The organism is Xylanibacillus composti, from assembly GCF_018403685.1.
GTDB lineage: Bacteria > Bacillota > Bacilli > Paenibacillales > K13 > Xylanibacillus > Xylanibacillus composti.
Genome location: NZ_BOVK01000051.1, coordinates 46,244 through 59,079 on the forward strand (window position 1 = coordinate 46,244; position 12,836 = coordinate 59,079).

Annotated in this window: 11 protein-coding genes; 7 read left to right on the forward strand and 4 right to left on the reverse strand. The window is 53.7% G+C overall.

Annotation, left to right across the window (positions count from 1 at the left end):
- Positions 1–174: 174 nt before the first annotated feature.
- The 4 genes from XYCOK13_RS16725 (at position 175) to XYCOK13_RS16740 (ending at position 4,166) form a co-directional block, all read left to right on the forward strand.
- Positions 175–861 carry a response regulator transcription factor gene (locus tag XYCOK13_RS16725; RefSeq protein WP_213413382.1) on the forward strand — a complete coding sequence of 229 codons (687 nt, stop codon included), beginning with the start codon at positions 175–177 and terminating at the stop codon, positions 859–861.
- Positions 858–2,249, forward strand: a complete 1,392-nt coding sequence (locus XYCOK13_RS16730; RefSeq protein ID WP_213413383.1) for a sensor histidine kinase — start codon at positions 858–860, stop codon at positions 2,247–2,249. The genes XYCOK13_RS16725 and XYCOK13_RS16730 overlap by 4 nt, the downstream gene beginning before the upstream one ends.
- A 253-nt stretch (positions 2,250–2,502) precedes the next feature.
- A complete protein-coding gene (gene xynA, locus XYCOK13_RS16735; protein ID WP_213413384.1) occupies positions 2,503–3,135 on the forward strand; it encodes an endo-1,4-beta-xylanase XynA in 633 nt (210 codons plus the stop codon).
- Positions 3,136–3,320: 185 nt separating this feature from the next.
- Entirely contained in the window at positions 3,321–4,166 is an 846-nt protein-coding gene (locus XYCOK13_RS16740; RefSeq protein ID WP_213413385.1) for a formylglycine-generating enzyme family protein, read from the forward strand.
- Positions 4,167–4,246: 80 nt separating this feature from the next.
- On the opposite strand, the gene XYCOK13_RS16745 is transcribed toward XYCOK13_RS16740, so the two are convergent.
- From XYCOK13_RS16745 to XYCOK13_RS16755, 3 genes are all read right to left on the reverse strand, one after another.
- Positions 4,247–6,382, reverse strand: coding sequence for a heavy metal translocating P-type ATPase (locus XYCOK13_RS16745; RefSeq protein WP_213413386.1), 2,136 nt, complete (start codon positions 6,380–6,382; stop codon positions 4,247–4,249).
- Entirely contained in the window at positions 6,369–6,740 is a 372-nt protein-coding gene (locus XYCOK13_RS16750; protein WP_213413387.1) for an ArsR/SmtB family transcription factor, read from the reverse strand. The genes XYCOK13_RS16745 and XYCOK13_RS16750 overlap by 14 nt, the downstream gene beginning before the upstream one ends.
- A gap of 134 nt (positions 6,741–6,874) precedes the next feature.
- Positions 6,875–7,021 (reverse strand): hypothetical protein, encoded by a 147-nt coding sequence (locus tag XYCOK13_RS16755; protein WP_213413388.1) that lies wholly within the window; start codon positions 7,019–7,021, stop codon positions 6,875–6,877.
- 348 nt (positions 7,022–7,369) lie between these two features.
- Between XYCOK13_RS16755 and XYCOK13_RS16760 the strand changes: the two genes are divergently transcribed.
- The 3 genes from XYCOK13_RS16760 to XYCOK13_RS16770 all read left to right on the forward strand — a co-directional run bounded on the left by XYCOK13_RS16760 (position 7,370) and on the right by XYCOK13_RS16770 (position 11,540).
- Positions 7,370–8,230, forward strand: coding sequence for a manganese catalase (locus XYCOK13_RS16760; RefSeq protein WP_213413389.1), 861 nt, complete (start codon positions 7,370–7,372; stop codon positions 8,228–8,230).
- Between the two features lie 112 nt (positions 8,231–8,342).
- On the forward strand, positions 8,343–9,833 hold the full coding sequence (locus tag XYCOK13_RS16765; RefSeq protein WP_244865219.1) for an aldehyde dehydrogenase family protein: 1,491 nt from the start codon (positions 8,343–8,345) through the stop codon (positions 9,831–9,833).
- Between the two features lie 243 nt (positions 9,834–10,076).
- Complete coding sequence (locus XYCOK13_RS16770) at positions 10,077–11,540, forward strand: ABC transporter substrate-binding protein (protein WP_213413391.1); 1,464 nt, start codon at positions 10,077–10,079, stop codon at positions 11,538–11,540.
- A gap of 98 nt (positions 11,541–11,638) precedes the next feature.
- On the opposite strand, the gene XYCOK13_RS16775 is transcribed toward XYCOK13_RS16770, so the two are convergent.
- Positions 11,639–12,817: an NAD(P)/FAD-dependent oxidoreductase gene (locus tag XYCOK13_RS16775; RefSeq protein ID WP_213413392.1), complete on the reverse strand. Its 1,179-nt coding sequence runs from the start codon at positions 12,815–12,817 to the stop codon at positions 11,639–11,641.
- Positions 12,818–12,836: the final 19 nt, after the last annotated feature.

Consider the following 12,836-nt stretch of genomic DNA (forward strand, 5'->3'; position numbering starts at 1 on the left):
GATACCTGGCACATGTTGTGATCTTGTGACGATCTGTTGCGGATTTCATGAAATTCCCGCCCGACCATGGTATTGCGTCCCCGGATAGGGTATATATGAATTAACCGACGAAAGTGAGTCTATTCCATCATGTCAAGAAAAACATAGATCAGCCAGAAGGAAGAGGTGGAAAGGATGGCGCAAACGCTGCTGTTAGTCGATGACGAGGAGAAAGTGCTGGAATTCATGGCGCCCTTCTTGCAGCAGGAAGGCTTCCATATCCGCACGGCGCGAACAGGCGCGGAGGCTATACGCATTGCGAGAGAGGCGCGGCCGTCGCTGGTCGTCTTGGATTGGATGCTGCCAGAGAAGAACGGGATTGAGGTATGCAGGGAGCTGCAGCAAATGGGACGCATGGGCATCATCATGGTCACCGCCCGCACAGAAGAAACGGATAAAATTATCGGCCTCGAGGTAGGAGCAGACGATTATATCACCAAGCCGTTTTCTTTGCGGGAGCTTGTCGCGCGGATACGCTCGGTACTGCGCAGAGTGGACGAGCAGGAGCCGGAAGCACAGATGCTCGAACGGGGCGAGCTAACGATATCGGAGGCTCACTGTCAGGTATGGAAGCGAGGCAAGGAAGTGCAGCTGACCCCTACGGAGTTCAAGCTTCTGCTCACGCTTGCTGCGAGACCGGGCATCGTCTACAGCCGCTTGCAGCTTCTTCAAATGGCGCTCGAAGATGATTTCCTGAACGATGAGCGTACTGTAGATGCGCACATCAGCCGCCTTCGCAAGAAAATCGAGGATGATCCGGCGAAGCCTGTATATGTGCAAACGGCCTACGGCTTCGGCTATCGGTTCGGAGACAAGGGATGAGTGTCCGTCGCAAGCTGTTTCTGGCGATATCCGCCTTAATCATTGTGATGGGCATCGTGCACACCCTCATTCTGCTGTCCGCCGTTGGAGGCATGCTGCACGTGTTCCTGGTTTCGGATCGGCACGAGGAGCTCCAAGCCGTCTCCGAGGTTCTGGAAGCCTATTACGAACAAAACGGCCAATCCTGGATCGGCGTCCGGGAAGCGGCTGACGAATGGGCGAACGCCAATCCCCGGCAGGATACGCAGCTGCTCCTGCTTGATCCCGAGCGCGATACGCTGCTTTATTCTTACGGGAATGCAAGCAAGGAAATAATTCGCAAGCTGGGCATACGTCATGAACTGAACGTGAATGGCAGTTCGGCAGCCATTCTGTACTATATCGATCTGGAGGTATTGAATCAGGCCAAGCTTAGATATGGCTTGACCAGCTCCATCTCTGCCCTTCTGGTAGCGAGCACAGTCATCTCCACCCTGCTCTCCATGCTCGTTGTCTATGTGTTGACCAGACGGCTGACGGCTCCCCTGAACAGGCTTGTCCCGGCTATCGACCGCTTGGGCCGGGGCGAATGGGGCGTACAGACGGATGTCAGCAGCAAGGACGAGCTGGGACGGCTGGCCCAGGCATTCAACGCCATGTCGGCTCAGCTGCGGCGCAATGAGGAGCTGCGGCGCAATCTGGTCGCCGATGTTGCGCACGAGCTGCGAACGCCGGTGACGATCATTCAAGGGAAGCTGGAGCTCATCCAGCATAGCGGCAAGCCAGCCGATCCCGAAAGCTTGCTGCCGATACAGGACGAGCTGATCCGATTGACACGGCTTATCGACGATCTGCATTTGCTGTCGCGAGCCGAGGCCAAGCAGCTGTCCGTCGAACGCAAAGCAGTGAACGCGATCGTCTTGCTTGAGCAAGTGATCGAGCGCGTATCGCTCGATGCCGGGAACAAACAGCAGCACATCTGTCGGAACCTGCCTGCGGAAGCAATCGTCATCCCGCTTGATCCTCATCGCATGACGCAGGTGTTCCTGAATCTGCTCCTGAATGCTGTGCGCTATACGCCGGAAGGCGGCACGATTACAGTATCCGCCAAGCGCGAAGCCGCTGCTCTCCATAAGTTGGACAGAAGCGATGTCCACGTTCTTAGCGTGACGATATCCGATACAGGCTCAGGGATAGCACCCGATCAGCTGCCTCATCTATTCAATCGCTTCTATCGCACAGACGAAGCACGTTCGCGACACACCGGCGGCACGGGGCTTGGGCTCGCCATCGCCCAAGAACTTGTCCTGGCGCACGGCGGCTCCATCGATGTCGAGAGTGTGCTAGGCGAAGGCACAAGCTTTGTCGTGCGATTGCCTCTGAACCCGAATGACTCTGCCTTGGTTTGACATGCCTCGCCTTAGCCGTCCTGGTATGGGACGGCTTTTGCATGCCAGGAAACTTTAATATATGGGGAAAAAGCTTTAAATTGCCAAGTTGTCATGTATGCGCTTACATATTACAATTTCCCTAAGAAGGGAGGTGAGAGTAGGTGTTTGCGGAGATGGACACGGGATAACCTGTGTGACTTCCAAGTGAAACATCAGACAAGTAAACAAGCAAGGAAAGTTGTATGAAATCCAAAAAAACAGGAGGTAGATGATGTTGAAGTTTAAGAAAAGAATAGTAGCGTCGGTGCTGGCGGCTACCATGAGTATTGGCTTGTTTGCCGCGAGCGCAACTGCGAACACGCATTGGCAATATTGGACCGATGGCGGCGGGACGGTCAATGCTACGAACGGCTCCGGCGGCAATTACAGTGTTGAATGGCGCAATACCGGGAATTTTGTTGTTGGCAAAGGCTGGGCTACCGGATCTCCCAACAGAACCATCAACTACAATGCCGGGATTTGGCAGCCGTCCGGCAACGGTTATTTGACGCTTTACGGTTGGACAAGAAACTCCCTCATCGAATACTACGTTGTGGACAACTGGGGTTCGTACAGACCTACCGGAACGCATAGAGGCACCGTGTACAGCGACGGGGGCACATACGACATCTATACGACGATGCGCTACAACGCTCCTTCCATAGACGGCACACAAACGTTCCAGCAGTTCTGGAGTGTTCGACAATCCAAGAGACCGACCGGCAACAATGTCTCGATTACGTTCAGCAACCACGTCAATGCATGGCGCAACGCGGGCATGCACTTGGGCAGCAGCTGGTCTTACCAGGTATTGGCGACCGAAGGTTATCAAAGCAGCGGGCGCTCCAACGTAACAGTGTGGTAAGCGTCCCCTTGCAAGCTGCACAACTGACGGGCGTCTGGCGTGACGCGATGCTGGACAAGACTTTCGCCATAGGATAGTGCCAAGGCTGCCGGATTTACCGCCGGCGGCCTTATGTGCTTTGAATATGAATTGCCCGCCTGCCTGCGGGCTAAAACTTTTCTATTCGTACAAAAGGAGACCAACCCATGAGAAAGCTATTAATTTTCTTGTTAATAGCCACAACCGTTGTAGTCAGCGCTTGTTCGCAGCAAACGCCTGCAACAACTACGAGCGATCACTTTGTATTCGTCGAGGGCGGGACTTTCAAGAACACGAAGTCCAACTATCACGGAGAAGATATCACCATTTCCGACTTTTACATCGGCAAATATGAAGTAACGCAGAAAGAATGGATCGAGGTCATGGGGAGCAATCCCTCCACCTTTCAAGGCGACAATTTGCCTGTAGAAATGGTAACCTGGTATGACGCTATCGAGTACTGCAATCAGAGGAGCATCAAGGAGGGCTTAGAACCGTATTACCATATTGACAAAGACACACAAGATCCGAATAACCTGAGTGAACACGATCATATAAAGTGGACGGTAACGATCAATGAAGGAGCCAACGGCTACCGATTGCCGACAGAAGCAGAGTGGGAATACGCCGCAAGCGGAGGCCAATTGAGCAAGCGGTACACGTACAGCGGGGGCAATAAGGCTGATGATGTAGCCTGGTATTGGAGAAATGCCGGGGACGACTATTTAAAGGGGGACTGGAGCTGGCCGCTCTTAGAAAACAATAACAATAAGACCAACGCAGTCGGTGGTAAAAAGCCGAATGAGTTGGGCCTATACGATATGTCAGGCAATGTTAGGGAATGGTGCTGGGATTGGTACGAAGACTCAGATTTCAGCAGCGGTTACTTCCGGGTTGTAAAAGGCGGCGGCTGGATCGGCGATGTGAGCAACACCGAATTGTCGTTCCGAGGCAAATTTGAAGCAAGCGGCTTCGGTCCTGACCAAGGATTTCGAGTGATCCGCGGTGAATAAGCGGAAACGGGCATCCCCTAATTAAACTGACGGCTGCTTATGTCTAAGCGCCTTCCGGGCAAACGGAAGGCGCTTTTCGCTTAAGCTTTATCCCGAACACGCAGCAAGCGCAAACTGTTCAGCGTCACAAGCAGGGTAGCGCCCATATCGGCGAAGATCGCCATCCATAAGGTCAGCCAACCCGGCACGATCAGCAGCAGGGCCAACAGCTTGATGCCTAGCGCGAAAGATACATTTTGCTTGATAATCGCCAGTGTCTTCCGGCTTAGTCGGATCGTGTAGGGCAATTTCGCCAGATCATCCGCCATGAGCGCGATGTCCGCCGTTTCCAGGGCCGTATCCGTTCCCGCGCCTCCCATCGCGATGCCGACCGTTGCTGCGGCCAGAGCGGGCGCATCATTCACGCCGTCGCCCACCATCGCCGTATGTCCATATTCTTGGCGAAGCTGCTTTATACGGGCTAGCTTTTCCTGGGGCATCAGCTCAGCCTGGATGTCCGAGATGCGCAGCTGCTCGCCAATGGCCTTCGCTGTGGCTCGATTGTCCCCTGTCAGCAGAACGGTCTTGCGAATGCCCATACGATGCAGCTCATCGATGACGGCCCTGCTTGTCGGTCGGATCTCATCAGCTATAGCCGCGACGCCCAGCACTTCAGCCGCAGTGCCGAATACAACGGCTGTCTTCGCTTCTGACTGCCAGATTTCAATATGCCGCCGCGCGATATCCGGCAGCGTGATGCCAAGATCAGCGCAATAGCTTGGACTGCCAATCCAGTACGGCCGCCCGCTGATGGAAGCGCTGAGGCCCTTGCTCGTCACAGACCGGAAGGAATCCACCTCTATAACGGTATCCGCCGCCCCCATCGCCTCCGCTTTCCGCACAATGGCGGCAGCCAGAGGATGCTGCGATTGCCGCTCCAATGCAGCGGCGAGGCCAAGCCACCGCTTTTCTTGAAGCGATCCGACCGTGACCAGATCTGTCACAACGGGTACTCCTCTTGTAAGTGTGCCGGTCTTGTCGAAACCAACCGCCGCCAGCCGCCCCGCTTCCTCCAGATGAATGCCGCCCTTGATCAATACGCCGTTCCTCGCCGCATTGCCGATGGCCGTGACGATTGAGACCGGCGTAGAAATCACCAACGCACACGGACAGCCGACGACGAGCAGCGCCAGCCCGCGATAAATCCATTCGCTCCAGCTGCCGCCGGCGACTAGCGGAGGAATGACGGCGATAGCCAATGCAAGCGACATAATAGCCGGCGTATAGTACCGGGCGAATCGATCCACGAACTGCTGGGACGGCGCCCGCTCAGCCTGCGCTTCCTCGACGAGATGGATAATTTTCGCAAGCGTTGTATCTTCGTGCCCTCTAGTTACCTTCACTTCCAGCAAGCCTTCGCCGTTCAACGTACCGGCATACACCTCGTCATCCGCTGATTTGGCCGCAGGAATCGATTCTCCGGTAATCGCAGCTTGATTGACAGCCGACTGGCCTCTGACCACGATACCGTCCAGCGCCAGCTTCTGACCGGGCTTCACGATCATGATATCGCCAATCCGTATGTCCTCTACCGGAAGCTTGACTGTTTGCTCACCGCGCCGCACTTCCGCTTCCCTGGGCGCCATGTTCATAAGGGAACGAATGGATTGCCGCGCCTTTTCCATCGAATAGCGCTCCAGCATCTCGCTAATGGCGAACAAGATAACAACCGTCGCCCCTTCGCCCCATTCGCCGATAGCGGCGGCGCCTATAACCGCCACCGTCATAAGCGTATTCATGTCGAACTGCAGGCGGAATAGATTTTTCAGTCCTTTGGCAAACAGGCTGTAGCCGCCGATCAGGATGGAAGCAGCGAAAGCGGCCCAGGAATAAAGACTTTCATCGCCATAGGACAGGCTTGAACCGTACCCGATTGCAAGCATTACCGCCGCGGCCAGCACATGGCCGTTCTCTTTCCACCACGGTCTTCTGTTGTATGCCGGCCGTTCATGTTCCGGCGCAACCCGCAAGTTTTCGAAAGCGCCGGCCTGCTCCAGCGCGTCGATCGATGTCCTGCCAATAACGGTTAGCTTGGATGCGCCGAAATTAACTTGCGCGTCCTGCACGCCGGGCAACCGCTTGACATTCTTCTCAAATTTCCCTGCACAATTCGCGCAAGTAAACCCCTGCACCCGATACACGTGCCGTTCCGCCTGAGTCTGTTCATGGTGTGCCATGCGCAATCAACTCCCGTTGCCCGGCCGCAGCCAGCCGAATCAGCTGACGAAGCGGGGCGTCCTTCCAGGAATAGAAAACCATCTTGCCTGCCTTGCGGTAATGGACAACGCCCTGCTTATGCATCGTACGCAAATGGTGCGAAGCGGTAGCGACGGAGGAACCGATAATATTCGCGGCATCGCACACACACAGCTCGTCTTCCTCACAAAGGGCGAAGGCGATCTTCATGCGGGTCTCGTCGGCCAGCAGCTTGAACAATTGGGCCATACCGCCAATATCAAAGCGTTCCAAGGTTTGCTGTACCCGCTCTACCTTGCTTTTGTCAAAGCAATAAATCTCACACGAATCCTTTGCCATCTCCATCACACCCTTTATCATTCAAACCATTATTTGATTAAATCATAGCACAGCTGCCGACTTTAATCAAATATATGTTTGATTGTTTCATCCAACGCTCGATTCCAACAAAAAAACGAGGGAAAATTCCCCCGTTATCCCTTGAGAGACAAGAGCCAGTCCTCATAGCATTCGTCGCACAGCAGCTCCAAACGCTCCTCGCTCCCCCCATCCCCTTCATATACCGTAACGGAGTGGGCGGACTCGGATTCGTGCTCACAGAAGTGACACGTATAGGACATCAGTCGCTCACCTCATTCCCTTGCAGGTTAGCCGCGCAACGTTAGTATTGCCTGCCTGCCTCTTCCTCCATCCGGAAATATTTAGCTCGGTGGCTGCTCACGTCTATCCTTTATTCCAAATCACTTGAGTTGATGGAAGTTCGTATGCGTTCACTCCACTTTCATCAGCAAGGTGGAATCCACGTCTCTTATAGAAGCGCGTCCGGATATCTCCAATTGCAGTTCGGTTTCCGCTATAAAGTGTTTCAACACTTGCTTGCCAAAGCATATTTTTACGGTACGGGCAATTTCCATTTTTTCACCGAATACACATGAGTAGATCATAACTAGGGGAAAGGATGTGTTCGTTTGTTTTATCACATTAAAGAGCTGCAGTATCCATCCAAGCCGGATCGTCCGGATCCGGTTTATGCGAGAAAGCTGCAGGAGGTATTGGGCGGGCACTTTGGGGAGATTACGGTGGCTATGCAGTATTTGTTTCAGGGGTTGAATACTCGAGGAGACGGCAAATACCGCGATATGCTGCTGGATACGGCGACCGAGGAATTTGCCCATGTGGAAATGCTGGCCACCATGATTGCCCGCTTGCTGGATCATGCGCCGGTGAAAGAGCAGGAGCAGGCAGTCGCCCATAACCCGGTCGTCGCAGCCGTTATGGGCGGGATGAATCCCCAGCACGTCATCGTATCCGGCTTGGGCGCCATGCCTGTCGACAGTGTAGGGAATCCGTGGAGGGCCGACTATACGATCGCAAGCGGCAACCTCCTGGCCGATTTCCGCGACAATCTGTCGAAGGAATCGCAAGGGCGTTTGCAGGTAGTGCGGCTGTACGAAATCTCTGATGACAGGGGAGTCAAGGATATGCTTTCCTTCCTGATTGCCCGGGACACCATGCACCAGAATCAATGGCTGGCCGCTATCGCCGAATTGGAATCCAAAGAGGGCATTGTCGTGCCATCCACCTTCCCGCGCGAGCTCGAGAAGCAGCAGGTTTCCTACACCTTCTTCAATTTTTCCAGAGGAGAGGAAAGCGCACGGGGTAGATGGGCGCACGGGCCAAGCATGGATGGCTGCGGCATGTTCCAGTACGTAGCGCAGCCCCAACCGTTTGGGCCCAAGCCTTTCCTAAACCCTGCACCTCCCTCCGTACATGATACACTGCCGATTGTCCTGCGGAACGAAACCAACCTCCCTCCGCATATCGGATAGCTCTTCATAATTGTGAGGCAGACCCCGGTCATGGGAGCCTAACAGTATAAATGATGCTGCAATGTCCCATATTAAATTCCATCTAAACTCCCAAGAAGGAAGGTTGTCCCCATTGACGGTCAAGCACTTAACCAAACCCTATGTTGTCCATGCCTTGATTAACGGCAAAGCTGTGGCAGCGGACAAACAGTTTTCTCGGGAAAATCCGACGAATCCCGATGAAATCGTTTGCTATGCGCCCGTGAATTCAAGAGAAGACGCCATTGCAGCTATCGATGCCGCTTATCAATCATTTGCCGCCTGGAAGCTGACAGAAGTCGGTGAACGCGTCAAGCGAATGCGCAAGGCGATAGAGAAGCTGAAGGCATCCGTCGGCGAGCTCGCTCAGCTTCTTTCCCTGGAGCACGGCAAGCCGCTTTATGACGCTGAGGGCGAATTTGCAGTCTCATTCATGTGGATGGAGTTCGCCTGTGACCATGCAGAGGAAGTGCTGCGGGAAGAGGTCAGACAACATGACAAAGGAAAGACGATCATAACGAAAGATCCGATCGGCGTTGTCTCCGCGATTACGCCGTGGAACTATCCGATCTCCCTATCCACCATCAAGATCGCCCCGGCACTCTTGGCCGGCAATACGATGGTGCTGAAGCCCAGTCCATATGCGCCTCTGACGGTCTCGAAAGTGGTGGAGCTGATTGCCGCCGAATTTCCGCCAGGCGTGCTGAACATCGTGCACGGCGAAGCCGATGTAGGCGTAGAGCTTACTTCCAACCGGAAAGTAGCGAAGATCGCCTTCACCGGAGGAACAGAGACGGCCAAGCACATCATGAAGGCCGCATCGGATACGATCAAAAAAATGACGCTGGAGCTCGGCGGCAACGATGCAGCCATCGTGCTCAGAGGCTTCGATGTCGGAGATGAGCGGGCGATGCGCCGCATGGTCATTTCGAACTTTCTCACCGCCGGCCAAATTTGCATGATTGCCAAGCGCATTTATGTGCATCGCTCGCTCTACGATGAATTCGTGCAGAAATATATTGAAGCCGCCAACAAATGGATTCGCGTCGGCGATCCTTTCGATCCCCATGCCACCATTGGGCCGGTCAATAACAAAAAACAGGCTGAGCACGTCCAACGCCTGATTGATGACGCCAAAAACCGAGGGTCCGAGGTGATCCCGTTAGGCACTGTGCTGGATGCCGGCCTGTTCGAGCAAGGGTACTTCATGCAGCCAACAGTCGTGCTGGGCTGCGGCTATGACGATCCGATTGTGGTGGAGGAACAGTTCGGTCCAACTGTGCCGATTCTGCCGTTCGATGATGAGGAACAGGTCATAGCCCTTCACAATGAAAGCATCTACGGTTTGACCAGCTCTGTATGGGGCAGGGAGGAAGACGCCATTCGTGTTGCCCGGCGCATAGAGGCCGGTACGACTATGATTAACACGGCGGCAGTACAAGGCTTGGATGTGCAGTTCCCATTCGGCGGCGTCAAGCAATCCGGCGTCGGTCGGGAATATGGCATAGAAGGCATCCTTTCCTACACGGAAACCCATGTCATCAATCTTCCGCATCATTTGGAACTCCCTTATATTCCGGAATAAACTTCAGCCGCTCGAATGAATCGGCATTGCGAGCAACAAGCGCTTAAGGTCAGGAATAGACTGGCCTTAGGCGCTTGCCGCTTTTCCCCTCAACATCGAGCAAGCAAAATATTGTAAAAATTTTATGGTATTGTGGAACTTTTTGACTCTCTCTATCGTCTTATTATTAGTTGGGGGTTTGAAATTACATAGATTCAAGGATGGCTTTCTCCCAAATAAAAAAAGAAGATGGAGAGTGAAAACATGAAGGGGACTCGATGGCTGACACGCATCGCACCGGTACTGGTGCTTATGCTGTTGGCTTCCGCCTGCAGCTTCGGGGCAGGCAATGCAGACAATGAGGTAGTACCAAGCACACTGAAGGTTATGTACTATGATGAACGTTCGTTTTTCCAGCAATATGGCATGCTCTTCTCCGCCACTCATCCGCATGTGGATATCGAAGTAGCAAGTACGCAAAACCTGTTTAGCAGCGGAACGGTCATCGAAGACTACAATCAGATGATGCTAGATTTCATTGAAGACGAACAGCCTGATGTCCTTATGCTGTCGGCGGAACAATACACGGAGCTGGCACAAGACGGCCGCTTGTATGAACTGAGCAAGCTGACCAGCGATGAATCATTCGACTTGGAAGGCCTGATGCCCGGCTTGATCGACTATATGACCGAATTAAGCGACGGCAAGCTTTATGGGCTTTCCCCAACCTTTCACAGTCAGGTCATCTATTACAATGTTGATCTATTCGAGCAATACGGCGTACCGCAGCCTACAGACCAGATGAGCTGGGAGCAGCTGATAGAGCTCGCGATGCGGTTTCCGACCGACGGCGGCGAGAACCGTGTCTACGGGCTGAAAGCCGGTTACGAAGGGTCGGTTTCGGAACTCGCTACCATGATTGCCGGCACGTATGGCTTGAGCTTAATCGACCCTGGCCAAATGCAGGTGCTCATCAATACAGATGCTTGGAAATCTGCCTTCCAAACCGCACTGAATGCCGTTCAGTCCGGCACGCTGTATGTGCAAGACCCGGAAAACTGGTTCGGCGGGGGTTCGTATGAAGAATACCTGTTGCAGGATCCGTTCATTTCCGGCAAACTGGCCATGGCCGTTGACGGACAGTATCTGATCAACCAACTGGACAGCGCCCAGGACTACTTGCAAGACAGGGGCATTCAGAACTGGGATCTGATCACCATGCCTGTCGATCCGAACAATCCGGACGTCAGCGCGCATGTGAACTTGAGCAATATCTTTGCGATCAATGCCAATTCGGCCAACATTGAAGCAGCGGAGCAATTTATCCGTTACCTGCACAGCGATGAATTCGCCAGAGTGTCATCCCGATCTCATCTCGGCAGCGGCTTCCCGGTTCGCACCAAATATATTGAAAGCAAGGAAGACATCAATATGGAGGCCTTCTACAAGCTGAAGCCTGCAAGCAATGAACTGTACCGCGACTACGGCGAGCTGCCGGCCCAATTCTTCAGCGAATTTCAAGGAATTCTCCAGGAAGAGCTAGATAAAGTCATAAATGGTGATGAATTGCTGGACAACGCGCTGGACAACTTGCAAGTAAGAGCCCAGGAGGCCCTCATTCGCGCGAAGCAGCAAGAGGAGGAAGAGAAGGCGCAGCAAGGCGAGGCGGCGACAGTAACCGAACCCGTCGTGCAAGAGGGGCAAGTCAGTATAGAGATCGCACGTTAAACGCTGAGGCTTACACACGCTCAAGGATAGGAAAAAACCGTTGGGAAGAACGCCATCATCGTTCTCTCCAACGGTTTTTTTGTTCCAGATCCAGCTCATTAATAGGCTAAGGAGAACAGTCCATCGATATGCGACAAGTACCGGGCATTGCTCGCTTTCTTCATGAGCGAAGCAGGCAGGCCTTTCAGCTCGATGCCGTTCTCGCCCACACTGCCAATGCCATCCTTGCGTCCCAAGCTTGCCAATGTTCCGGAGAAAACAGGCTGGAAGGCTTCCATCGGCGAGCCGTTCAAGTAAGCCGCTACATTCGCGCCTACTTGCTCGCCCATCTGCCAAGCAATCTGGGCAGTCGGTGGATAAGGGCGCCCTTCAGGACCGAATACAACAGCGCAATCGCCGGCGAGGAAGATCTCCGGATGGGATGTGGATTGCAAAAATTCGTTAACGGTAGCACGCCCGCGGTTCACTTCGATGCCGCACTCGGCGACAAGCGAATTCCCCTGCACGCCGCCAGTCCAAACGATTGTATGCGTTTCAATGGCGCTGCCGTCTTTCAAGCTGACAGTTGTTTCGGTTGCTTCCGTAATCGGCAAGCCGGTCAGGAACTTCACGCCGCGGTTCTCCAGACTCTCCATTGCGCGGGCAATCAGCTCCGGCGAGAACATCGGCAGTATGGTTGGTCCGGCTTCTACTAATTGAAGGGAGATCTCGGAATAGCTTACACCATATTTTCTGCATATACCTGGCAGCTCGTCCGCCAGCTCTCCTACTAGCTCGACGCCAGTAAGGCCGCCGCCGCCGATGACGATGGTCACATCCGCTGGATTTCTCGTTTCGCTGTACGCCTGAATGCGCTTCTGCACATGGGCGAATATCCGATGCGCCTCATCTACAGACTTCAGCGTCAAGCTGTGCTCTTTCAAGCCTGGTATGCCGAAATAATTCGTTTCACTGCCCAAAGCCAGCACCAGCACATCATAAGTCAACGCGGATCCGTCGTGCAGCGTTACTTTCTTATTTTCAACGGCAATCTCTTGCACGGTTCCTACCTTTACCTGAATGCCTTTTCCCTTGAACAGTTTGTCCAGCGGCAAGGCTACGGCCTTCTCCTCCACATTTCCGGCTGCAAGCCGATGCAATTCAGTCATAATCTGATGAGATGAGTCCTTGTTGACTACGGTAATCACAGCTTCCTCTTGCGAGAAATGCTCGCGCGCGGACAATGCGCTCAGCAGCCCGCCGTAGCCTGCGCCCAAAATTAAAATATGCTTTGCCATGATGCTCCTCCATTCCTTC